Below are 22,975 nucleotides of genomic sequence, written 5' to 3'. Positions count from 1 at the left end.
ACCAGTGTCCTGGAGGGGGTGAACAACCGCATCAAGGTGATCAAACGCATGGCCTATGGCTTTCGGGACTCGGCCTACTTTTTCCTGAAAATCAAGGCCGCCTTCCCCGGGAAAGCGCGATGAACCTCTTTTTTGTGGGGGCGAATTCATTCGCCAAAGGCCGCGCAGCGGCCCCCTCGGGACTCTGGAAGGCAGGTCTGCGACCTGCTCAGCGAATGAATTCGCCCCCACAGGGTCAGCAACTGACACGGATGCCAGGTGCAGGATGGCGCGCTCTTTTTTGTGGGGGCGAATTCATTCGCCAAAGGCCGCGCAGCGGCCCCCTCGGGACTCTGGAAGGCAGGTCTGCGACCTGCTCAGCGAATGAATTCGCTCCCACAGGGTCAGCAACCGACGCGGATGCCAGGTGCAGGATGGCGCGCTCTTTTTTGTGGGGGCGAATTCATTCGCCAAAGGCCGCGCAGCGGCCCCCTCGGGACTCTGGAAGGCAGGTCTGCGACCTGCTCAGCGAATGAATTCGCCCCCACAGGGTCAGCAACCGACGCGGATGCCAGGCGCAGGATGGCGCGCTCTTTTTTGTGGGGGCGAATTCATTCGCCAAGGGCCGCGCAGCGGCCCCCTCGGGACTCTGGAAGGCAGGTCTGCGACCTGCTCAGCGAATGAATTCGCCCCCACAGGGTCAGCAACCGACACGGATGCCAGGTGCAGGATGGCGCGCTCTTTTTTGTGGGGGCGAATTCATTCGCCAAGGGCTGCGCAGCGGCCCCAAAAGGGAAGGGGCTATCACGCCCGCTCCGGCAGCGCCTGGAACTTCGCCTGCAGCACCAGGGCGATGCCGCCGAGCACCGCCACCGACACCAGCGCCAGACGCAGGCTGATGTGTTCGCCCAGCAGCAGGGCGCCGCCGAGTGCCGCGAGGACCGGGACGCTCAGTTGCACGCTGGCAGCCTGGAGGGCGCCGAGGCCGGGGAGGGCGCTGTACCAGATGGCGTAGCCGATGCCGGAGGTCAGGGCGCCGGAAAGCAGGGCGTAGATGAAGCCCGGCAGGTCGAGGCGCAACTGGTCGATGAAGGGCAGCATGAGCAGTGCGGCGAAGGGCAGGGCGCGGATGAAGTTGCCGGCGGTGGCCGCCAGCGGCAGGCCAGCCTGGCGTCCGAGCAGGGTGTAGGCGCCCCAGGCGAGGCCCGCGAGCAGCATCAACAGGCCGCCCACCAGCGGCGGTGCGCTGGCACCGGGCAGCAGCAGGACCACCAGCCCGCCGGCAGCCAGGGCGAAGCCCAGGGCCTGTTGCAGGTTCAGGCGTTCGCCGCGCAGCAGGCCGAAGACCACCATGCACAGCTGCACCGCGCCGAACAGCAGCAGCGCTCCGGCGCCGGCGTCCAGTTGCAGGTAGGCGTAGGAGAAGGCCGCCGCGTAGACGAACAGCGCCGCAGCGGCGCGCCAGTTGCCGGTGGCGGCCAGTGGCTGGCGGCGCAGGCGCAGCAGCAACCAGAGCATCAGGGCGCCGGAGGCGATGCGGATGGCGGTGAAGCTCACCGCGTCCATGTCGGTGTGCTTGAGGGCGAGGCGGCAGAGCAGGGAGTTGCCGGCGAACGCCAGCATGGCCAGGGCTGTTAACAGCAGCGTGCGGGCGGCAGGCATGGTCGTCCTTGGGGGAGACCCCGGTTGATCAGCGGCGCAGGTAGGCGGTGAAGTCGATATCGCTGGCCGAGAGGATGGCCTGCACCCGGTTGTGCACGTTGAGCTTGCGCAGGATGGCCGAGACATGGGCCTTCACCGTGGTTTCGGCGATGTCCAGGTTGTAGGCGATCTGCTTGTTGGATTCCCCCTTGGTCATCCGCTCCAGTACCAGCAGCTGCTTGCGGGTCAGGGCCTGCAACAGTTCGGGCGGGATGCTGGCTTCTTCGTGGTGGCGACGCGGCGAGGCCTTCTGGGTGCGGATGATGTCCGACGGCAGGTAGACGTTGCCGTTGAGGATCTGCTCGATGGCGTCGGTCATCTGCGCCCGTGGCGAGGATTTGGTGATGAAGCCTACCGCGCCGTAGGTGATGGCTTGCAGCACCACCTGCTTGTCCTGCTCGGCGGAGACGATCACCACCGGCACCGTGGGCGCCTCGTTGCGCAGGTTGATCAGCCCGTTCAGGCCATGCATGCCGGGCATGTTCAGGTCCAGCAGGATCAGGTCGAGGTCGTCGTGCTCCTGGGTCAGCGCCAGGGCACTGTCCAGGTCGGCGGTCTCCATCACTTCGCTTTCCGGGAAGCCATCGCTGATGACGTTATGGATGGCTTCGCGGAACAGCGGGTGGTCATCGGCAATCAGGATCTTGTACACGGCCTTTCACCTCGTTTTTCTCATTATGGTGTGGCATGCCCGGAAGCGCCGGGTCAGGGGAAGGGCACGGGACGGGCGGGCTGCAGAGGCAGGCCGGCCTGTTCCCAGGCGTCGATGCCGTCACGGTACCAGTAGAGGTTGGTGTAGCCCAGCGCGGCAGCGCGCTTCACCGCGTTCCAGCTGAGCCAGCAGTCGGAGCGGCAGTAGAACACCATAGCGCGGTCGCGTCGGCCGCCGCTGGCCTGCTGCAGGTTGCGGCTGAAGTAGTCCTGCCATTGGGGGCTGAGCTCGCCGTCGCCGGTGTTGGCCAGCCAGATACTGCCGGGCAGGTGGGCATGGGGCTCGTCTTCGATGAAGCGCCCCTGCAGCCACTGGCGGCGATAGACGTCCACCAGCAGGGTGTCTGGCTCGGCCTGCAACTGGGCCCGGAGCTGGGCGGTATCCAGGGTCTGGGCGGCGTCGGCGCTGGCGGGGGTGGGGCTGCGGTAGCGCGTCAGGCGGTAGCCGTCGGCGGAAAACAGCGGAGTATCGGCCGTCTCGCCGGCGAAGGCGGGCAGCGCGAGGGCAATGCAGGCGAGGCAAGTGAGTAGGCGCTTCATGGCGGACACTCTGTTCTTTTTATGCAGCCATTACAGGCCAGTGCCGCTGCTTTGGGTATTCGACGTTGAGAGGGGAAAACCAGTACCAAAGTAGTAGATGGCCGCACCGGCCCCGCGTCCGGCAGCGGCCACCGCAGAAGCCGGATGACGCCGATCCTTCCTTCAGCCGGCCTTGCGCAAGGCAGCGTGCTGGGGGTTGAAGCTGAGCATCGCAGCGATGGCGAACAACAGGGTCAGCGCCAGGCACACGGCGGTCGCCAGGCCGTTGAAGCGCTCGTAGAGGGCGAAGCGCACCATCTCCACTGCATGGCTGAACGGGTTCAGGGCACAGAGCCAGTACAGCCACTCGCTGGCCTCGCGCATCTTCCACAAGGGGTAGAGCGCCGAGGAGAGGAAGAACAGCGGGAAAATCACGAAGTTCATCACTCCGGCGAAGTTCTCCAGCTGGCGGATGCCGTTGGACAGCAACAGGCCCAGGGCGCTGAGCAGCAGGGCAGCGACCAGCAGTGCAGGCAATGCCGCCAGCAGGCCGAAGGCCGGTGGCTGCACGCCATAGAGCCAGGCAATGGCGAGGAAGGCGTAGACCTGCAGCAGCGAAACCAGCGAAGTGGCCAGCAGCCGCGCGCCCAGCAGGAAGGGACGGGGCAGGGGGCTGGTGAGCAGCAGGCGCATGCTGCCCATCTCGCGGTCGTAGACCATGGACAGCGAACCCTGCATGCCGTTGAACAGCAGGATCATGCAGGCCAGTCCCGGGACTATGTAGGTTTCGTAGGTGATGTAGGTGTCGTAGGGCTCGATGATGGCGATGCCCAGGGCCGCGCGGAAACCGGCGGCGAACACCAGCAACCAGAGCAGCGGGCGCACCAGGGCGCTGAGAAAGCGCGTGCGCTGCAGCACGAACCGCAGCCATTCGCGCAGCAGGATGCCGCGCAGGCAATGCCAGTAGGGAGCGAACATCGTCATGCCTCCGAAACTCTTCTCGTGGGAGCGATTTCAATCGCGAAGCGGGTTGCAGGGTCGCCATTGGACGGTTTTGGGGACGGCTGCGCCGTCCTTTTGCGAATGAATTCGCCCCCACAGGCCGGGCTGGTTCATGCCGTCAGCCGCTCGAAGGCCGCGGCCAGGCCGCCTTCCTGCTGTGCGCCCAGGCTGGCGGCGCGATCGTTGGCGATGATGCGTCCCTGGTTGAGCACCAGCAGGTTGTCCTCGGGCCGCACCTCGTCCAGCAGGTGGGTGGTCCAGAGCACGGCGACGCCTTGCTCGCGGCAGAGTTGCCGCACGTGCCGGTTCAGGCCTTCGCGACTGGCCGGATCGAGGCCGGCGCTGGCTTCGTCCAGCAACAGCAGGCGCGGCTCATGGAGCAGCGCGCGGGCGATCTCTACCCGACGCCGGTGGCCGCCATTGAGCAGGCGCACCTTGTCGTGCCGGCGCGGTCCCAGCTGGTGCCGCTCCAGTTCACGCTCGATGCGCTCGCTCGCCAGGCGGCCCGGCAGGCCGTGGAGGGCGGCGTGGTAACGCAGGTTCTGTTCGACGGAAAGGTCCAGGTCCAGCGTGCTCTGCTGGAACACCACTCCCAGGTTCGCCAGGGCCTTGCGCGGATCCTGGCGCAGGGAATAGCCGCAGACGCGAATCTCGCCCTGGCGCAAATCGTAGAGCCGGGTGAGCAGGGCGATCAGGGTGGACTTGCCCGCCCCGTTGGGCCCCAGCAGCGCCGTGAAGCTGCCCTCCGCGAGGTGGAAACCGACTTCCGAGAGCGCGCGGCGCGGGCCATAGGAGAAGCCCACATCCACCAGGTCGAGGGCGTTCACGGCGTCACCACCACACCCCAGGGATAGCGGCCGACCTTGATCGACTTGGTTACCTTGAGGTTGTCGACATCGATCACCGACACGTCGCCGCTGATGCCATTGGTGGCCAGCAGGCGCTTCTCGTCCGGGGTGAACGCCAGGTGCCAGACGCGCCGGCCCACCAGCAGGTAGTCGAGGACTTCATAGGTCCTGGCGTCCAGCACCGCCACATGGTTGGCCGGGCCCAGGGCGACGAAAGCGTACTTGCCGTCGCGGGTCAGCTTCACCCCCACCGGCTGCACCTTGTCCGGGTGCACGCCCTTGATCTGGAACTTCAGCACCTTCAATACCTTGCGGCTGTCTACGTCGACCACCGTCACCGTGCCGCCGATTTCCGCCGAGGCCCAGAGCAGCTTGCCATCCGGGCTGAACTCCACATGGCGGGGGCGCTGGTCCACCAGGGTGTTGTCCACCAACTCCTGCGTGGAGGTGTCGATCCAGTGCAGCATGTTGGTGGTTTCGCTGGTGTTCACCGCCCACTTGCCATCCGGGCTCACCGCCATGCCCTCGGGCTCCACGCCCACCTGGATCTGCGCCAGCACCTGGTCGCTCTGGGTGTCCACCACCGTCACCAGCGCATCGTCTTCGTTGGAGATGTACAGCCAGCGGTCATTGGGGTGCAGGGCGAACTGCTCCGGGTCGGCGCCGGAGGGCAGCTCCTTGATGAACTTGCGCGTGGCCAGGTCCATCACCTGCACGGTGTCGGAGTCGCTGGCGCAGATGTAGAGCAGCTTGTTGTCGCTGGACAGTGCCAGGCCACGGGGGCGCGCGCCAACCTCGAGGCTGGCGGTGACTTCCAGGCTGTCCAGGTCGATGACGCTGATGCTGTTGTCCTTCTCATTGGAGACGTAGGCCGTGGCGGCCAGCGCCTGGCCGGCGAACAGCAGCAGGGCGGAGCCCAGGGTGGCAGCAAGGGGAGTGGGCATGGCGTTCTTCCTTCTCGTTGTTGTCAGTTGGCCGCGGTGAAGCGCTGGCAGCTGCTTTCGGGGCGGTCGAAGCCCAGGCTGTCCAGTTCGCTCACCGGGTGCAGGAAACCGTCCTGGGGCGACGTGCTGACCAGGGATCGCGGCTGCACCAGGGGGATGGGCTGGCGCAGCTGGCCGTCCCAGTCTCGGTAGCTCAGCTTGCGGCCCTTGAAGCCATCCAGCGGCAGGTCGGCGGACAGCGCGAGGGCGCGGATGGCCTGGGCGTCGGCGTTCTTCAGGCGGGTCACGGCGCTGGCGATGCTGCGCACGGCGATCCAGGCGGCGAAGTCGCGGTCGTTCATCCAGCGCCCGGCCAGGGCCTCGAAACGCTTCTGCAACTGGGCGGCGCCGTAGGTTTCCACGGTCTTGTGCCAGCCGGTGGGCGTCAGGCCCTGGGTGCCCGCCACGGGGCGCGGGTACCAGGTGTTGTAGGGCAGGTATTCGCCGAAATCGCCGCGCTCGTCCGCCACCAGCACCACGTCGTACTCGCGGGCCTGGGTGAACAACGGCATGTCCGCCTGGGCGCTGCGGCGCTGGTCGTTGTCGAAGGTCCAGGGTTTCTCTTCGACGATCTTCGCGCCGAAGCGCCCGGCGGCGCGACGCAGGGCGGCGGCGTAGGAAAGATCGTCCGCGGTCTGCCCAGTGACCAGCAGCCAGCGCTGCCAGCGGCGAGTGGCGAGGAACTGCGCCAGGGCGTCGGCCAGCATGGCGCGGCTGGGCAGGCTGTGCAGCAGATTGGCGCGGCATTCGCCACCGCGCAGTTCGTCACTGGCGCTGCCGGCGTTGAACAGCAGGCTGTCGGGCAGGGCATCGGCCAGTTGCAGCAGCTCCCTGGCCGGGGCATTGACCACGAACAGGCGCAGGCCCTGTTCATGCAGTTCCCGCGCCTGGGTCAGCAAGGCCTCGGGGGTGGCGGTGCGCACGGCGCTCAGGGCGTAGCTCTGCCTGAGGAAGCGGCCAGTGCTGTTGCTGTCGATGATCGCCAGTTCGGCGCCGCGCAGGCCGGCGTCTTCCGGTTCGGGAATCACGTTGGACAGCAGCGGGCCGCGCGGGGGCTCCCAGGCCAGGTAGCCGATGCGCACCTCCAGGCCGTCGCCTTCAGCGTGGACATGGGTCGTGACCAGGGCGGCGCTGGCCAGTGCCAGCAAGTAGGTTAGGCCGTGGAGCAGGTAAGGGCGCATTTCGTGGCTCCTCTGAACGTGGAGCCAGCATAGGAATGGGGCCGGGCGCGGGAAATATGAAGAAAGTACCGGTCAGTCAGTACCAAGGTAGTAGAAGGCGGCCAGCGATCAGGCCATAGGATGACCACACAAAAACCAGAAGGAAGCCGTCCATGCGCATCCTCAAACACTTGCTGCTGCCGTTGCTGCTGATCCTCAACCTGCTCGGCTTCGACCGCGTCGACCCGGTCCGCCTCCACCACCAGAGTGGCGCCACGGTATTGCCGGTCATCTGGCTGGCGGAGTGAGCCGCCATGTCCGCGCTGTGGCGCATCAACCTGCTGGTGACCCTGTTCTTCGTCCTGGTGGGGAGCGTCTGCCTGGCGCTGATGCTGCGCCAGGCCGGACAGGACGTGCGCCGTGAACTGGTGGCCGCCGAGGCGGTGGTCGAATACCTGCGGGCGGCGGCCCTGCGCGACCCGGCCGCGCTGCAGCCGCGCCTCACCGCCAACCTGCGCCATGTGCGCGTGCACCGCCTCGATCAGACGGCCGACGAACCGGAGCGCGGCCCCCTGCAAAGCTGGCTGGCGCACTGGCTGTATCCGGGCGCCGAGGCCAGCGGAGAAGAACTGCGCCTGGCCGACGGCAGCCGCGTGCGCATCAGCGTGGACCCGCGCGACGAAGTCGACGAAATCCGCGATTCCCTGCAGCAACTCCTGGCGCTGTTCGCCATCGCGCTCTGCTTGAGCCTGTGGGCCATCCGCTGGGCGGTGCGGCGTGGGCTGCGGGTGCTGGAGGAGCTGCTGGGCGCCCTGCAGCAGGTTTCCCGGGGCGAGTTGCAGGCGCGCCTACCGGTGCATTCGTCCCCCGAGTCACGGCAACTGGCGGGCCACTTCAATCAGATGGCCGGCTCCCTTGAACGGGTCAAGGCCGAGAACGCCGAACTCACCCAGGCGCTGCTGGCGCTGCAGGAACGCGAGCGCCGCCAGCTGGCCCAGGCCCTGCACGACGACCTCGGCCAGTACCTGGCGGGCATCCGCGCCCAGCTTTTCCTGCTGCGCAGCGTTGCCGGGCAGCAGCCAGTGGTGAACCGCACCGTGGAGGCCCTGGAAGGCAACTGCCAGCACTTGCAGGATGGCTTCCGTGCGCTGGTGCGCGATCTCTACCCGGTGGTGCTGGAGCGCCTGGAACTGGCGGAAGCCATCCACCTGCTCGGCCAGCAATGGCAGCAGGCCAATGGCATCGGTTGCCGCATGCAGCTGGCCGAAGACCTGCCGCCGCTTTCGGGCGAGGCCAAGGCCCATCTCTATCGCCTGCTGCAGGAAGCCCTGACCAATGTCGCGCGGCATGCCGGCGCCAGTGAAGTACGCGTTCGCCTGCGCGCCGGACGGCGGCGCCTGCGCCTGACGGTGCGGGACAACGGACGAGGTGCCGAAAGCCTCGGGGGCGCAGGCATCGGCTTGCGCTCCATGCGCGAACGCGCCCGCTGCCTGGGCGGTGAACTCAGGCTGCTGACGCGTCCCGGCGCCGGCCTGGCGCTGTGCCTGAGCATCCCTCTGGAGGAGTCCCGAGCATGAAGATCCTGTTGGTGGATGACCACGCCGTGGTGCGTCAGGGCTACGCGGCGCTGCTCTGCGCCTTGTTGCCAGACGTCCAGGTAAGTGAGGCGGGCAGTGGCGAGGAAGCGCTGCAGAAAGTGCAGGATGAAGTTCCCAGCCTGGTGATCGTGGACGTCGGCCTGCCCGGCATCAGCGGCCTGGAAGTCACCCGCCGGCTGCGCCAGCGCTTGCCGCAACTGCGCGTGCTGTTCTTCAGCATGCACGACGAATTGCCCCTGGTGCGCCAGGCCCTGGATGCGGGCGCCGCGGGCTACATCACCAAGAGCTCGTCGCCGGAAGTGCTGCTGGAAGCGGTGCGGCGCATCCTTGCCGGGCACCTCTACATCGAGCAGCCCCTGGCCACCCAACTGGCCTGCCGGCAGAGCGAAGACCCACGCCTGCGGGGCATTACCCAGCGCGAATTCGAGATATTCGTGATGCTCGCCCGGGGCCTGCCGGCTCGGGAAATCGCCGAACGCCTGTGCATCAGCGGCAAGACGGTGTCCAACTACCTGACCCTGCTGAAGAGCAAGTTGCAGGTGGAATCGCAGGCGGAACTGGTTCACCTGGCCATCGATACCGGAGTGCTGCGGGTGGCGGCGGTGTAGGGGCGAGTCGGTGCATTGCCCCTAGGCTTGCCAGCGAATGGCCCCGCTTCGCCAGCAAGCTGGCTCCTACAAGGTGGTTGTAGACACAGCGAATGAATTCACCCCCACAGGGAAGGCAGGTGACGCTTTACCTGTGGGGGCGATTTCAATCGCCAAGCAGCCCGAAGGGCTGCTGCAAGTCCCTACAGTTGGAATCATTCGAATCCACTCAATCCCACCCGCTCGGGCAGTCCTTGCAGCCTTCCATGTTGGTGGCCTGGAAGGTTGCATAGTGCTTGCGGGCATTGCTGAGGTCGGCGTTCTCGAGGTTGGCGTCGCCGATCTTGGCTTCCTGCAGGTTGGCGTCGCGCAGGTCGGCGCCTTTGAGGTCGACCTTGCTCAGCCAGGCCATTTCCAGGTCGGCGGCCTGGAGGTTGACCTCGTGCATCTTCGCCCCGGACAGGCGCGAGAACTCCAGGTAGGCCGCGGTGAGGTCGGCCCCCTTGAACTGAGCACCCTGGGCGAACAGGCCCCAGCCCTGCACGGCCACCAGGCGGCTGCCGGAGAGGTCGGCCAGGCGCAGATTGGCCTGCTGCAGGCTGGCGCGGGTAAGGTTGGCGCCGGCCAGGCGGGCCTTTTCCAGGTTGGCGAGGTCGAGTTTTGCATGGCGCAGGTCGGCGCCTTCGAGGTTGGCGCCGGAGAGGTCCATCTTGCGCATGTCCTGGCTGGCCAGGCTGGCGCCACGCAGGTCGGCGCCGGGGCAGCGGCTTTCCGGGGCGATGCGGCAGCCGTTGATCACCAGGTCGCCGTCGTCGGCCAGCGCTGTACCGTTGGCGAGCAGCAGTGCGAGCGGAAGGAGCAGGTGCAGGTTCTTCATGGCAGGTTTCCGTGGGAACAGGAAAGGGAAAACCGGGGCACATGGCCCCGGTCGGTCGATCAGCGTTGCGCGGTCTTGTCCCAGCTCGGCAGCTTGAACACCCAGAAGGAACCGCCCTGGGCCACCGGTTTGGTCAGGTCGGCCATGTCGCCGCCCCACAGCGGTACTGCTCCGCCATAGCCAACGGTCACGCCGATGTACTGCTCGCCGTCCTGTTCCCAGGTGATCGGCGGGGAGACGATGCCGCTGCCGGTCTGGAACTTCCACAGTTCCTTGCCGGTCTTGGCGTCGAAGGCCTTGAAGAAACCATCGCCGGTACCGGTGAACACCAGGTTGCCCTTGGTGGCCAGCACGCCGGCCCACAGCGGCAGGCGCTCCTTGTGCTCCCAGACCACCTTGCCGGTGGTGGGGTTCATGGCGCGCAGGATGCCGACGTGGTCGTCATACATGCGCTTGATGCGGAAGCCCTGGCCGAGGTACGCGGAGCCCTTCTTGTAGGCCACTTCCTCGGTCCAGTAGTCCTCCTTCCAGTGGTTGGCCGGCACATAGAACAGGCCGGTGTCCTGGCTGTAGGCCATGGGGTTCCAGTTCTTGCCGCCGAGGAAGGGCGGCGAGACTTCCACCGCCTTGCCGTGCTTCTGGCCGGGCTCCGGCAGCGGCGGACGCTGGCCGGGGTTCTCCACTGGGCGGCCGGTCTTCAGGTCGATGTGGCTGGCCCAGGTGATGTTGTCGACGAAGGGGAAGGCGTTCTGCAGCTTGCCGTTGCTGCGATCCACCACATAGAAGAAGCCGTTGCGGTCAGCGTGGGCGGTGGCCGGCACGGTCTTGCCGTCCTTGTTCTTGTAGTCGAACAGCACCAGTTCGTTGTTGCCGGAGAAGTCCCAGGCATCGTTGGGGGTGTGCTGGTAGAACCACTTCACTTCGCCGGTGCTCGGGTCCACGCCGACCTGGCCGGAGGTGTAGAGGCTGTCGTAGTCCTTCGGCTCGCCGCCGTCCGCGGTGCGCGCCCAGCCGTTCCAGGGCGCGGGGTTGCCGGCGCCGACGATGATGGTGTTGGTCGCCGGGTCGAAGCTCGCGCTCTGCCAGGGGGCGCCGCCGCCGTGGCTCCAGGCTTCCTTCTTGCCGCTGGGGTGGTTCTTGTCGTCCGGCCAGGAGGGCGCCTTGATGTCGCCGGTGGGCGTGCTCTCCTTGCCGTTCAGACGGCCCATGTGGCCTTCCACGAAGGGGCGCATCCAGACTTCTTCACCGGTGTCGGGATCGCGGGCGTAGAGCTGGCCGACCACGCCGAACTCGTCACCGGAGCTGCCGTGGATCAGCAGCACCTTGCCGGTCTTCTGGTCCTTCACGATGGTCGGGGCGCCGGTCATGGTGTAGCCGGCGCCGTGGTCGCCGAACTTCTTGTTCCAGACCACCTTGCCGGTCTTCTTGTCCAGGGCGACCACGCGGGCGTCCAGGGTGCCGAAGTAGATCTTGTCGCCGTAGATTGCAGCACCCCGGTTGACTACGTCGCAGCAGGGGCGGATGTCGTCGGGCAGGCGGTGGTTGTAGGTCCACAGACGCTGGCCGGTCTTGGCGTCGAGGGCGAAGACGCGGGAATAGGAGGCCGTGACGTAGATCACCCCGTCGCTGACGATGGCCTGGGACTCCTGGCCGCGCTGTTTCTCGTCGCCGAAGGAGAAGGACCAGGCCGGGGCCAGCTTGAACACGTTGTCGGCGTTGACCTGGGCCAGCGGACTCCAGCGCTGGGCGTTGGTGCCCAGGCCGTACTGCAGCACGTCGCCGGTGGTCTGGTGGTCGTTGGCGATGTCGTCCCAGGTGACGTTCTTGGCGAAGGCACCGCCGGCAGCGGCCAGGCCGCCCACCAGCAGCAGGCAGCGGATGGCGGTGGAAAGCGGGCTGGCAGGAGAGGGTAGCGATCTTGTTGTCATGGTTGCGATTCCCATAGTCGTTGGATACGGGGCCATCTGCTGGCCCGGCGTCTGGAATGTTGGGATTCGCGCATTCGGCTCGATACGGAAAAGCTCCCGCGCAAGCCGGGAAAACTTCCCAGTGCCCCCATGACTTGGCACTGCTGCGAAAGCGCCTGCCGCTACCTCCCGGGGAGCTACTACCGAGGGGTATGCAGGCACAGGCGACCAAGGTACCGCCCGGCCGCTACCAAGGTAGTAAAGCCAGCCGGGGCGCCTGGCCCTAGCATGACGGGCACAGGAACCTTCAAGGGGATTGCGCCATGGTCATCGTCAAGCATCTCCTGCTGCCGCTACTGGTGCTCTACTGTGTGCTCGAATTCGAGCTCGCCAGGGCGTCCAGCGACCTGGTCCACGACAGCCTCCATTCGCCGAACCTGAACCTTTCCCTCCCGGCGTATGTCAAGGCCCGCTGAACCGCCTGAAGCTGTTCACCGCTCACGCAAGAACGCCGCTTGTCCCTCACCGGGTAAGCGGCGTTCCTGCTTTCTGCACCGGGGAAACGTTGTAGGAGTCCGTTTGCTGGCGAATGGATGATCTCCCGGAAAGCTTCGCGAGCAGAGCTCGCTCCTACACCCGTCGGCGACAACTTCGCGTCTTTCGTTCGGCTCCACTCGCATTACTACCAAGGGAGTAGGCCGCGACCACCAAAGCAGCATTCGGCCTTCGGTGGGGGCTTCTTACCATTTCCTCACAGCGCCTCTCCGGGGCGCCGCCTTGCACAGCTAATGAGGATGTATGTGATGAACAAGAACAGCGCACTGCGCGGCCTCGCATTCCTGGCCGGCCTGACCCTCAGCGGAATCGTCCTGGCTCACGGTGACGTGGTGCCCCAGGCAGTGAACACCGAAGGCCTGGAGCAGTTGGGCAAGGAATGGCGCGATGAAAACCCCTATCGCGCGCCGTACGAAAATCACGACCTGGCCGTTGAAATCGGTTCATCCGCCTACAACCAGAACTGTGCGCGCTGCCACGGCCTGGAGGCCAAGTCCGGCGGTATCGCGCCCGACCTGCGCTACCTGGAAACCGACGCCAGCGGCGATGAGTGGTTCAAGGAGCGGGTCATCAACGGTGCGGTGCGCGACGGCGCGGTGTACATGCCGAAGATGGCCGACTTCCTCAGCCAGGAAGCCCTCTGGGCCATCCGCACTTACCTGGAAAGCGTGCACGTGGACGAGTGATCGCCATGCGCCTGCTGGTTCTGCTGTGCTGGCTGCTGTGCCTGCCCCTGGCGCAGGCACAGGTGCGCCCCTATGACGACATCGTCGACTCGGGCGTGCTGCGGGTGGCCGTCTACGAGAACTTCGCGCCCTACAGCTTCAAGGAAGACGGCAAAGCGCGCGGAGTGGATATCGACCTTGCCAATGCCCTGGCCGAGGGGCTCGGGCTGAAGCTGGAACTGCTCTGGGTCACGCCGGGCGAGCGGCTTGACGATGACTTGCGCAACTTCATCTGGAAGGGCCACTACATGCGTCCCGGCGTGCTCGCCGATGTGATGCTGCGGGTGCCTTACGACCGCGACTACTCGCAGAAACGCAACGACGTGGGCGAGCTGGCCAACGAGCAGGTGGTGATGTTCGCTCCCTACCAGCGCGAGCGCTGGCAGGTGGCCTACGACAGCCGGCGCCTGCCGGAGGTGCCGAGCATCGGCGTGTTCCAGTTCCATCCCATTGGCGTGGAGCTGGAGAGCGTGCCGTCCTTCTACCTCACCTCGGTGTTCGCCGGGCGCCTGGCGCGCAATGCCCATCACTACCCTGGGCCGGCAGCGGCCTTCGACGGCATGCGCAAGGGCGAGGTGGACGCGGTGATGGCCTTGCGCGGGGAGCTGGACTGGCTGGAATACCAGGCCCGCGACCCGCGGATCCTCAATGCCGACAACACCTATCCCAACCTCGGCCGTCCCGAATGGGACATCGGCATGGCGGTGCATGAGAGCAATCGCCAGCTCGCCAACGCGGTGGAAGAAACCCTCGACGCCATGGTGCGCGACGGCCGCATGGCAAAGCTCTACGCCGCCTACGGCCTGCGCTACGAGTTGCCGGGGCTCTATCAGGACGTTCAATAGCCGGAGGTGCGGGATGCACAGGCGTTCGTTGCTGCTGTTGGGGTTGCTCGGGGCCAGCGCGCCGCTGCTGGGCGCCGGCCAGGACCCGGTGGAATCGGTCATGTGGGACTACTTCCACCAGCGGATTCTCGCCGGCCAGCCCTTCGTTCATGACCCCAGGGTGGTGCTGGAAGCGCCGCCGTTCGCCGAGGATTCGCGCCAGGTGCCGATCCAGGTGGATGCCCGTGCCTATGCCGGGCAGGTGGTGAAGATCATGGCCTGGGCCGAGCTCAACCCGATTCCGCAGATCTTCATCTTCCAGCCCGGCGAGCGGGTGGCGCCGTTGCTGGCCATCCGCATCCGCGTCGAGCAGGCTACACCCATCCGCGCCGCCGTGCTGACCCGCGACGGCCTCTGGCATATCGGCTCCACCCGCGTCGATGCGGCCGGCGGTGGCTGCACTGCGCCGAGCGTGGTACGCGCCCAGGCCGGCTGGGAAGATCGCCTGGGCCAGGTCCACGGTGGCCGCTTCCCCCAGGGCGAGGGCAACCGCCTGCGCATGCGCATCGATCACCCCATGGACAACGGCCTGGTGGGCGGCATCCCCGAGTTCTTCCTCAACCAGGCTGAACTGCGTGATGCCGGCGGCCAGGTACTGGCCAGCCTCGAACTGTTCCCGGCGGTGAGCGAGAACCCCACCATCAGCCTGGAACTGCAGGGCGGTGGCGAGGCGCGGCTGTGGCTTCGGGACAACAACGGCAACGAGTTCGAGGCCAGCTTCTAAGGAGGGACCATGCGCCTGATCGCCCTGTTACTGGCCTGCGTCGCCATCACCGTCCACGCGGGCCAGGACTACCAGCTCAGCCCCAGGCAGATCGCCGAGGGCACCTGGCTGCTGGAAGGCAGCACCGACAACTTCGCCAAGGCCAATGGCGGCAACATCGTCAACACCGGTTTCATCGTCACCGATGCGGGCGTCGTGGTGATCGATACCGGGCCGTCCCGGGCCTACGGCGAAGCCATGCGCCGCGCCATCACCGCCGTCACCGACAAGCCTGTGGCCCTGGTGCTGCTGACCCACCATCACCCGGACCATGTGCTGGGCAACCAGGCCTTCAGCGACCTGCCCATCGCCGCCCTGGCTGGTACGCGCAAGCTGCTGGACGAGCAGGGCGACGCCATGGCGGAGAACATGTACCGGCTGGTCGGCGACTGGATGCGCGGTACCGAAGTACTGTTGCCGAGCCAGACCCTGGAGCCGGGCGTGCGTGAAATCGGTGGCCATCGCCTACGTCTGCTGGGCCTGCGCGGCCACACCGGCGCCGACCTCGCAGTGCTGGACGAACGCACCGGCGTGCTCTTCGCCGGCGACCTGGTGTTCTACCAGCGCGCCCTGACCACCCCCAACAGCCCCGGCCTGGAGGCCTGGCTGGCGGATATCGACAGCCTTGAAGCGCAACCCTGGAAGGTCCTGGTGCCCGGCCACGGCCCCATCAGCCAGGACAGCGCGCCCTTCGCGCAGATGCGCGACTACCTGGGCTGGCTGGACGGCTTGCTGAAGGAGGCGGCGGGGAGGGGCGAGGACATGAACGAGGTCATCCGCGCCCCGATCCCCCAGCGCTTCGCGTCAGTGAACCTGAGCCGCTACGAGCTGATCCGCACGGTCAGCCACCTCTACCCGAAGTACGAGTTGGCGCGGATGCCAAGGGTGGATGGCGCGGAGCAGTAACAGCAACCCGTGGGGGCGAATTCATTCGCTAAGGGCGGCGTGGCTGCCCCTGGACAGATCGAGGGGCGAACCTGTGGTCCGCTCGGCGATTGAAATCGCCCCCACAAGATCGATCCCCCTGTCCGCAGGGTGGTCCGGGCGCCGCTCCGCTTCAGGCCACAATGCCAACTCCGCGTGCTACGGAGTGACATCAACCTGTGGGGGCGAATTCATTCGCTAAGGGCGGCGTGGCTGCCCCTGGACAGATCGAGGGGCGAACCTGCGGTCCGCTCGGCGATTGAAATCGCCCCCACAAGATCGATCCCCCTGCCCGCAGGGCGGTCCGGGCGGCGCTCCGCTTCAGGCCACAATGCCAACTCCGCGTGCTACGGAGTGACATCAACCTGTGGGGGCGAATTCATTCGCTAAGGGCGGCGCAGCTGCCCCCGGACAGATCGAGGGGCAAACCTGCGGTCCGCTCGGCGATTGAAATCGCCCCCACAAGATCGATCCCCCTGCCCGCAGGGTGGTCCGGGCGGCGCACCGCTTCAGGCCACAATGCCAACTCCGCGTGCTACGGAGTGACATCAACCTGTGGGGGCGAATTCATTCGCTAAGGGCGGCGCAGCTGCCCCTGGACAGATCGAGGGGCGAACCTGCGGTCCGCTCGGCGATTGAAATCGCCCCCCACAAGATCGATCCACCTGCCCGCAGGGTGGTCCGGGCGGCGCTCCGCTTCAGGCCACAGTGCCAACACCGGGATCGGTGCGGTGTTACACCAGCTCCGCGTGCTTCAGCTCGCTCTTCAGGTAGGCGTAGTAGATCGGCGCCGCCACCAGCCCCTGCAGACCGAAGATCGCCTCGAACGCCAGCATGGCCAGCAACAGTTCCCAGGCCCGGGCGCTGATCTGGCCGCCGACGATGCGGGCGTTGAGGAAGTATTCCAGCTTGTGGATGGCTATCAGATAGCCCAGAGCGCCGACCGCCACCCAGAGGGACACCGAGAAGCCGGCGATGAAGATCAGGGTGTTGGACATCAGGTTGCCGATCACCGGCAGCAGGCCAAGCAGGAAGGTCAGCAGGATCAGGACCTTGGTCAGCGGCATCTGGATGTCCATCAGCGGCAGCACCACGGCAAGGAAGATGCCGGTCAGGGTGGTGTTGACCAGGGAAATCTTGATCTGCGCGAAAACGATGTTGCGGAAGGCGGTGACCAGCAGGGCCATGCGCTCCAGCAGCAGGCGGCTCAAGGGGCGCAGGGTCTCGAAGTTGGGAATCGGCTGCAGCGCGATGATGGCGCCGAGGATCATGCCGATCAGCATGGTCACGAAGGTGTGTGCCGCACCCTTGCCCAGCAGTTGCAGTTGGCCGACGTGGGCGCGCAGCCAGTCCATCAGCTCGCGGCGCAGGTCGTCGGCGCTGGCCGGCAGGTAGTTCTCGACGGACGCCGGAAGCTGTGCCCGGGCCTGTTCGGTGAGGATGATGAACTTTTCCAGCAACTGGCCGGGGTTGTGCACTTCCTGCATGACCACCCCGGCGATCCACACGAAGAACAGCGACAGCAGGCTCACCACCAGGGTGCCCAGCAGTGCCACGGCCAGCCAGCGGGCGCGGCGGCCGCCAGGGATCACCGGTTGCAGGCGGGGCGCCAGGGTGATGACCAGTTCATAGACCAGCAGCCCCGACAGCAGGGAAGGCAGGAGCCGGAAGGGCAGTACCAGCAACAGACCGAAAAGGACGATGGCCCAGCTGGCCAGGAGCAGTTGACGATCACTGAAGACTTGCATAGATCCCGGGCATTGGCGTGTGAAGCAGGGCGGCAGTCTGCCAGTGGAAGCGGCCGCAGCACAATCGGCAGCTGAAGTATGCGGGGCAATCGCGGTATTGCTACCAACGGAGTAGGAAAATCCGCACTGCGTTCAATTGTTGGCCTCACCCGGCAAACCAAGAATTTGCGGCAGACCGGGAAATTTTCCCGGATCACAACAACAAGCCCGCAGAGGTAGCCGCTAATGAAGCTCGCCACACCCAACCAGCCTTTCGCCCGGACGCTGCTGTGCGTCGCCATGGCGCTGTCCAGCAGCCTGGCCCTGGCCGGTGTCACCGACCAGGACATCTTCGATGACGCCAAATCCACCGACCAGGTGGTGACCAATGGCCTGGGCCTGCAGGGCCAGCGCTACAGCACCCTGGATGCCCTCAACAGCGACAACGTGCAGCAGCTGCGCCCGGTGTGGGCACTGTCCTTCGGTGGCGAGAAGCAGCGTGGCCAGCAGGCCCAGCCGCTGGTGAAGGATGGCGTGATGTACGTCACCGGCTCCTACTCGCGGGTATTCGCCGTGGACGCGCGCACCGGCAAGAAGCTCTGGCAATACGATGCCCGCCTGCCCGACGGCATCATGCCCTGCTGCGACGTGATCAACCGTGGCGTGGCCCTGTACGACGACCTGGTGATCTTCGGCACCCTCGACGCCAAGCTGGTGGCCCTGAACAAGGACACCGGCAAGGTGGTCTGGCGCAAGACCGTGGCCGACTACAAGGCCGGCTACTCCATCTCTGCCGCACCGCTGGTGGTCAAGGGCAAGCTGATCACCGGCGTCGCCGGTGGCGAGTTCGGCGTGGTGGGCAAGATCGAAGCCTACAACCCGAAGAACGGCGAGCTGCTGTGGAGCCGTCCCACCGTGGAAGGCCACATGGGCTACGTCTACAAGGACGGCAAGAAGATCGAGAATGGCATCTCCGGCGGCGAAGCCGGCAAGACCTGGCCCGGCGACCTGTGGAAGACCGGCGGCGCCGCGCCCTGGCTGGGCGGCTACTACGACCCGGACACCGACACCTTGCTGATCGGCACCGGCAACCCGTCGCCGTGGAACTCCCACCTGCGTCCGGGTGACAACCTCTATTCCTCCTCGCGCCTGGCGCTGAACCCGGAAGACGGTTCCATCAAGTGGCACTTCCAGACCACCCCGCACGACGGCTGGGACTTCGATGGCGTCAACGAGTTGGTGTCCTTCGACTACCAGGACGGCGGCAAGACCGTGAAGGCCGCGGCCACCGCCGACCGCAACGGCTTTTTCTATGTGCTGGACCGCACCAACGGCAAGTTCATCCGCGGTTTCCCCTTCGTCGACACCCTGACCTGGGCCAAGGGCCTGGACAAGGACGGCCGTCCGATCTACGACGACGCCAAGCGCCCCGGCGCACCGGGTGCCGATGGCAAGCATGGCAGCGCGGTGTTCGTCGCGCCGTCCTTCCTTGGCGGCAAGAACTGGATGCCCATGGCCTACAGCCAGGACACCGGCCTGTTCTACGTGCCTTCCAACGAGTGGGGCATGGACATGTGGAACGAGAACATCGCCTACAAAAAAGGCGCGGCCTATCTGGGCGCGGGCTTCACCATCAAGCCGCTGAACGAGGAATACATCGGCGTGCTGCGCGCCATCGATCCGAAGTCCGGCAAGGAAGTCTGGCGCTACAAGAACTACGCGCCGCTCTGGGGCGGTGTGCTGGCCACCAAGGGCAACCTGGTGTTCACCGGCAACCCCGAAGGCTACCTGATGGCCTTCGATGCCAAGACCGGCAAGAAACTCTATGAGTTCAACACCGGTTCCGGCGTGATCGGCTCACCCATCACCTGGGAAATGGACGGCGAGCAGTACGTTTCCGTGCTGTCCGGCTGGGGCGGCGCGGTACCGCTCTGGGGTGGCGAAGTGGCCAAGCGTATCAAGGACCTGAACCAGGGCGGCATGCTCTGGACCTTCAAGCTGCCGAAGGCAGAAGCCGTCGCCAAGCGCTGATGCGCTGCAAGGCCCGCCTCCGCGGGCCTTGTTCTTTGAAATCGCCCCACTGGGCGGAGAGGCTCTTGCAGGTTGGGGCGGGCGGCGCTCCGCGAGCCTGCGAAACCCAACATAACGGTCTTGCCCGGCAGTGTTGGGTCTCGTTCCTCGGACCAACCTACGGGACTCCACACAAGGTTCCTCACCTGTTGTTCTACGACCAAGGAACCATGTTCCGTACTGGCGATTGGCCGCTTAATACCCGAAAACAACAATGGGACGAGCGATGCGCAACTGCCTGATCCACAGCTTACTGATCCTCCTGATTACCACTGGCCTGGCCTTGACCGGGCTGTCGCCCTGGCTGGGGGGGCTGCTCTTGCTGCCTTTGCCCTGGCTGCTCAGGCAACCGCCATCGCAGCAGGCGGCCGTGGAGGAGGGCGCCGACATCGCCCGGCTCACCCGCGACCTGTCTCGCAGTACTAGCCACAACGCCTTGTCCGCCGCCGGGGTCGCCTGGTCGGTGGACCGCCTGGCCGAGCGCCTCCAGTCCCAGTTGCAGGCTGCCGAACGCATCGTCGGCAGCGCCGAGGTGATGATCGCCACCGAGGCCGCCACCTCCGAACTCAGCCAGCAGGCCTTTGCCGCCGCCCACGACGCGCGCCAGAGCAGCGATGAAGGGCGTGAGGTGTTGCAACAGGCCATCGCCCTCATGCAGCAACTGAGCCTCAGGGCCAGCGCCAGCCGCGAGCTGATCGCCACCCTCAGCCAGCGCAGCGAGGAAATCCAGCAAGTGGCCCAGGTCATCCAGTCCATCGCCAGCCAGACCAACCTGCTGGCGCTGAATGCCGCCATCGAGGCCGCGCGGGCGGGGGAGCACGGCCGTGGCTTTGCCGTGGTGGCGGACGAGGTGCGCGGGCTGGCCGGCCGCACGGCCAGCGCCACCGGCGAAGTGGGGCAGATGGTGGCCGATATCCAGCGCCAGACGGCACTGGTGGTGGAGCAGATCCAGCAGCTCTCCACGGACCTGGAGGCGGGCGTCGGCCAGGTGGAGCTGACCGGCCGCCAACTGGAGAAGATCGCCGGGCTGGCCGCAGCGGTGGAAGGGCAGGTGGACGAGATCGCCCGTGGCGCCCGCACCAACCGCGACCAGCTCGCCGGGCTGTTCGAGGCGGTGGGGCAGATGCGCAGTGACCTCGGTGTGAGCGACGAACAGACCCGCCGCCTGGCTGCCGCCGCCAGCCAATTGGAAGGGCAGGCGGAAACCATCAGCGAACGGCTGGCGGAGGTGGGGCTGGATGACTACCACCAGCGCATCTACGACCTGGCCCGGCAGGGCGCGAGCGAAATCGCCGAGCGCTTCGAGCGCGATGTGCGGGAAGGACGCATCAGCCTCGATGACCTCTTCGACCGCCGCTTCCAGGTGGTGCCGGGCACCTATCCGCAGAAGTACAGCTCGCGCTTCGACCGTTACACCGACCAGGTCCTGCCGGATATCCAGGAGCCGCTGCTCAAGCAGCACGAGGGGCTGGTATTCGCCATCGCCTGTACCCAGGAAGGCTATGTGCCGACCCATAACAAGGCCTTCAGCCAGGCCCCCACCGGCGACCCCGAGCAGGACATGGCCCGCAGCCGCAGCAAGCGCATGTTCAACGACCGCACCGGCCTGCGTTGCGGCAGCCATCAGCAACCGCTGCTGCTGCAGACCTACACCCGCGACACGGGCGAGCTGATGCACGATCTCTCGGTGCCGATCATCGTCCAGGGCCGGCACTGGGGCGGCTTGCGCCTGGGCTATCGGCCCGAGCAGGTGGCGGCGCAGGCTCCGGCGAAGAGGGCTCTGGCGCGGGCCTGAGCGCTCGCCAATTAATACCAAATGACGAGGGCGTCTCTCCCATGGGCGCATACCGGGGCCGGGCGAGGGCTGACTAAGATCGGTCCACAGCCTGCCCAGCCGGGCGGGTACCGACCAGAGAGAGCAACCCCATGATCTACGCACAACCAGGCACTCCGGGCGCCGTCGTCAGCTTCAAACCGCGTTATGGCAACTACATCGGTGGCGAATTCGTCGCCCCCATCGGTGGTCAGTACTTCACCAACACCTCGCCGGTGAATGGCGAAGTGATCGCCGAATTTCCTCGCTCCGGCGCCGAAGACATCGAGAAAGCCCTGGACGCCGCCCACGCCGCCGCCGATGCCTGGGGCCGCACCTCGGTCCAGGACCGCTCGAACATCCTGCTGAAGATCGCCGACCGCATCGAGCAGAACCTGGAAGTCCTGGCCGTCACCGAAACCTGGGACAACGGCAAGGCCGTGCGCGAAACCCTGAACGCCGACGTGCCGCTGGCCGCCGACCACTTCCGCTACTTCGCCGGCTGCATCCGCGCCCAGGAAGGTTCCGCCGCCGAGCTCAACGAACACACCGCCGCCTACCATTTCCACGAACCGCTGGGCGTGGTCGGGCAGATCATCCCGTGGAACTTCCCGCTGCTGATGGCCGCCTGGAAGCTGGCGCCGGCCCTGGCCGCCGGCAACTGCGTGGTGCTGAAACCCGCCGAGCAGACGCCGCTGTCGATCATGGTGCTGGCAGAAATCATCGGTGACCTGCTGCCGCCGGGCGTGCTGAACATCGTCCAGGGCTTCGGCAAGGAAGCAGGCCAGGCGCTGGCCACCAGCAAGCGCATCGCCAAGATCGCCTTCACCGGCTCCACCCCGGTGGGTTCGCACATCCTCCATTGCGCGGCAGAGAACATCATCCCCTCCACCGTGGAGCTGGGTGGCAAGAGCCCGAACATCTACTTCGAAGACATCATGCAGGCCGAGCCGGCCTTCATCGAAAAGGCCGCCGAAGGCCTGGTGCTCGCCTTCTTCAACCAGGGTGAGGTCTGTACCTGCCCGTCCCGCGCCCTGGTGCAGGAATCCATCTACCCGGCGTTCATGGCCGAGGTGATGAAGAAGGTGCAGAAGATCAAGCGCGGCAACCCGCTGGACACCGAAACCATGGTCGGCGCCCAGGCTTCGCAGCAGCAGTTCGAGAAGATCCTTTCCTACCTCGACATCGCCCGGCAGGAAGGCGCGGAAGTGCTCACCGGCGGCGCGGCGGAGAGGCTCGAAGGCGACCTGGCCAGCGGTTATTACATCCAGCCGACCCTGCTCAAGGGCCACAACAAGATGCGCGTGTTCCAGGAGGAAATCTTCGGCCCGGTGGTGGGTGTCACCACCTTCAAGGACGAAGCCGAAGCCCTGGCGATCGCCAACGATACCGAGTTCGGCCTCGGTGCCGGCCTGTGGACCCGTGACATCAACCGCGCCTACCGCATGGGCCGTGGCATCAAGGCCGGCCGTGTGTGGACCAACTGCTACCACCTGTACCCGGCGCACGCCGCCTTCGGTGGCTACAAGAAGTCCGGCGTCGGCCGCGAAACCCACAAGATGATGCTCGACCACTACCAGCAGACCAAGAACCTCTTGGTGAGCTACGACATCAACCCGCTGGGCTTCTTCTGACCGGTCAG

The 22,975-nt window shown here is 66.2% G+C and carries 22 protein-coding genes; 12 read left to right on the top strand and 10 right to left on the bottom strand.

The features are described from left to right. Positions 1 to 123 (top strand): transposase (locus tag ACFW0B_RS20435; RefSeq protein ID WP_211168216.1); only part of this gene is annotated, 123 nt, incomplete at its 5' end. A gap of 660 nt (positions 124 to 783) precedes the next feature. Here ACFW0B_RS20435 and ACFW0B_RS20430 read toward each other — a convergent pair. The 7 genes from ACFW0B_RS20430 to ACFW0B_RS20400 form a co-directional block, all read right to left on the bottom strand. Beyond that, on the bottom strand, positions 784 to 1,641 hold the full coding sequence (locus ACFW0B_RS20430; protein WP_449150806.1) for an EamA family transporter: 858 nt from the start codon (positions 1,639 to 1,641) through the stop codon (positions 784 to 786). A 28-nt stretch (positions 1,642 to 1,669) separates the two neighbouring features. Next, positions 1,670 to 2,332 carry a response regulator transcription factor gene (locus tag ACFW0B_RS20425; RefSeq protein ID WP_280376271.1) on the bottom strand — a complete coding sequence of 221 codons (663 nt, stop codon included), beginning with the start codon at positions 2,330 to 2,332 and terminating at the stop codon, positions 1,670 to 1,672. 53 nt (positions 2,333 to 2,385) lie between these two features. Then, the gene (locus ACFW0B_RS20420) at positions 2,386 to 2,931 is read right to left on the bottom strand and encodes a PQQ-dependent catabolism-associated CXXCW motif protein (RefSeq protein WP_449150805.1); all 546 of its coding nucleotides are present in this window, start codon (positions 2,929 to 2,931) and stop codon (positions 2,386 to 2,388) included. A gap of 162 nt (positions 2,932 to 3,093) precedes the next feature. After that, a complete protein-coding gene (locus tag ACFW0B_RS20415; protein ID WP_151138772.1) occupies positions 3,094 to 3,888 on the bottom strand; it encodes an ABC transporter permease in 795 nt (264 codons plus the stop codon). 134 nt (positions 3,889 to 4,022) lie between these two features. Further along, on the bottom strand, positions 4,023 to 4,739 hold the full coding sequence (locus ACFW0B_RS20410) for an ABC transporter ATP-binding protein (RefSeq protein ID WP_449150804.1): 717 nt from the start codon (positions 4,737 to 4,739) through the stop codon (positions 4,023 to 4,025). Next, positions 4,736 to 5,704 (bottom strand): YVTN family beta-propeller repeat protein, encoded by a 969-nt coding sequence (locus ACFW0B_RS20405; RefSeq protein WP_151133481.1) that lies wholly within the window; start codon positions 5,702 to 5,704, stop codon positions 4,736 to 4,738. The genes ACFW0B_RS20410 and ACFW0B_RS20405 overlap by 4 nt, the downstream gene beginning before the upstream one ends. Positions 5,705 to 5,727: 23 nt before the next feature. Then, complete coding sequence (locus tag ACFW0B_RS20400; RefSeq protein WP_449150803.1) at positions 5,728 to 6,924, bottom strand: ABC transporter substrate-binding protein; 1,197 nt, start codon at positions 6,922 to 6,924, stop codon at positions 5,728 to 5,730. 152 nt (positions 6,925 to 7,076) lie between these two features. Here ACFW0B_RS20400 and ACFW0B_RS20395 point away from each other — a divergent pair, with 152 nt between their 5' ends. Genes ACFW0B_RS20395 through ACFW0B_RS20385 form a run of 3 tightly spaced genes read left to right on the top strand, consistent with a single transcriptional unit; the run spans position 7,077 to position 9,109 of the window. Then, the gene (locus tag ACFW0B_RS20395) at positions 7,077 to 7,211 is read left to right on the top strand and encodes a hypothetical protein (protein ID WP_449150802.1); all 135 of its coding nucleotides are present in this window, start codon (positions 7,077 to 7,079) and stop codon (positions 7,209 to 7,211) included. A gap of 6 nt (positions 7,212 to 7,217) precedes the next feature. Then, a complete protein-coding gene (locus tag ACFW0B_RS20390) occupies positions 7,218 to 8,480 on the top strand; it encodes a HAMP domain-containing sensor histidine kinase (protein WP_449150801.1) in 1,263 nt (420 codons plus the stop codon). Next, positions 8,477 to 9,109, top strand: coding sequence for a response regulator transcription factor (locus tag ACFW0B_RS20385; protein ID WP_151133484.1), 633 nt, complete (start codon positions 8,477 to 8,479; stop codon positions 9,107 to 9,109). Before ACFW0B_RS20390 ends, ACFW0B_RS20385 begins: the two co-directional genes overlap by 4 nt. Positions 9,110 to 9,317: 208 nt before the next feature. On the opposite strand, the gene ACFW0B_RS20380 is transcribed toward ACFW0B_RS20385, so the two are convergent. Continuing rightward, positions 9,318 to 9,965 carry a pentapeptide repeat-containing protein gene (locus ACFW0B_RS20380; protein WP_151133485.1) on the bottom strand — a complete coding sequence of 216 codons (648 nt, stop codon included), beginning with the start codon at positions 9,963 to 9,965 and terminating at the stop codon, positions 9,318 to 9,320. A 59-nt stretch (positions 9,966 to 10,024) separates the two neighbouring features. Then, on the bottom strand, positions 10,025 to 11,893 hold the full coding sequence (exaA, locus tag ACFW0B_RS20375; protein WP_151133486.1) for a quinoprotein ethanol dehydrogenase: 1,869 nt from the start codon (positions 11,891 to 11,893) through the stop codon (positions 10,025 to 10,027). A 302-nt stretch (positions 11,894 to 12,195) separates the two neighbouring features. Here exaA and ACFW0B_RS20370 point away from each other — a divergent pair, with 302 nt between their 5' ends. The 5 genes from ACFW0B_RS20370 to ACFW0B_RS20350 all read left to right on the top strand — a co-directional run bounded on the left by ACFW0B_RS20370 (position 12,196) and on the right by ACFW0B_RS20350 (position 15,705). Further along, positions 12,196 to 12,348, top strand: a complete 153-nt coding sequence (locus ACFW0B_RS20370; RefSeq protein WP_449150800.1) for a hypothetical protein — start codon at positions 12,196 to 12,198, stop codon at positions 12,346 to 12,348. A gap of 327 nt (positions 12,349 to 12,675) precedes the next feature. After that, positions 12,676 to 13,113 (top strand): cytochrome c-550 PedF, encoded by a 438-nt coding sequence (pedF, locus tag ACFW0B_RS20365; protein ID WP_151133487.1) that lies wholly within the window; start codon positions 12,676 to 12,678, stop codon positions 13,111 to 13,113. A 5-nt stretch (positions 13,114 to 13,118) separates the two neighbouring features. After that, entirely contained in the window at positions 13,119 to 13,997 is an 879-nt protein-coding gene (locus ACFW0B_RS20360; protein ID WP_449150799.1) for a substrate-binding periplasmic protein, read from the top strand. 13 nt (positions 13,998 to 14,010) lie between these two features. After that, complete coding sequence (locus tag ACFW0B_RS20355) at positions 14,011 to 14,760, top strand: quinoprotein dehydrogenase-associated SoxYZ-like carrier (RefSeq protein ID WP_151133489.1); 750 nt, start codon at positions 14,011 to 14,013, stop codon at positions 14,758 to 14,760. 9 nt (positions 14,761 to 14,769) lie between these two features. Then, entirely contained in the window at positions 14,770 to 15,705 is a 936-nt protein-coding gene (locus ACFW0B_RS20350) for a quinoprotein relay system zinc metallohydrolase 1 (protein WP_151133490.1), read from the top strand. Positions 15,706 to 16,457: 752 nt separating this feature from the next. Here ACFW0B_RS20350 and ACFW0B_RS20345 read toward each other — a convergent pair. After that, positions 16,458 to 17,471 (bottom strand): AI-2E family transporter, encoded by a 1,014-nt coding sequence (locus tag ACFW0B_RS20345; protein WP_449150798.1) that lies wholly within the window; start codon positions 17,469 to 17,471, stop codon positions 16,458 to 16,460. Positions 17,472 to 17,696: 225 nt separating this feature from the next. Here ACFW0B_RS20345 and ACFW0B_RS20340 point away from each other — a divergent pair, with 225 nt between their 5' ends. The 3 genes from ACFW0B_RS20340 to exaC all read left to right on the top strand — a co-directional run bounded on the left by ACFW0B_RS20340 (position 17,697) and on the right by exaC (position 22,967). Further along, positions 17,697 to 19,481: a methanol/ethanol family PQQ-dependent dehydrogenase gene (locus ACFW0B_RS20340; protein WP_449150797.1), complete on the top strand. Its 1,785-nt coding sequence runs from the start codon at positions 17,697 to 17,699 to the stop codon at positions 19,479 to 19,481. Positions 19,482 to 19,746: 265 nt separating this feature from the next. Beyond that, positions 19,747 to 21,315: a methyl-accepting chemotaxis protein gene (locus ACFW0B_RS20335; RefSeq protein ID WP_459251726.1), complete on the top strand. Its 1,569-nt coding sequence runs from the start codon at positions 19,747 to 19,749 to the stop codon at positions 21,313 to 21,315. A gap of 131 nt (positions 21,316 to 21,446) precedes the next feature. Further along, on the top strand, positions 21,447 to 22,967 hold the full coding sequence (gene exaC / locus ACFW0B_RS20330; protein ID WP_449150795.1) for an acetaldehyde dehydrogenase ExaC: 1,521 nt from the start codon (positions 21,447 to 21,449) through the stop codon (positions 22,965 to 22,967). Positions 22,968 to 22,975: the final 8 nt, after the last annotated feature.

Origin of the sequence: Metapseudomonas phytobenefica (assembly GCF_043392685.1) — a bacterium.
GTDB lineage: Bacteria > Pseudomonadota > Gammaproteobacteria > Pseudomonadales > Pseudomonadaceae > Metapseudomonas.
This window is presented reverse-complemented; position numbering and strand designations above follow the sequence as displayed.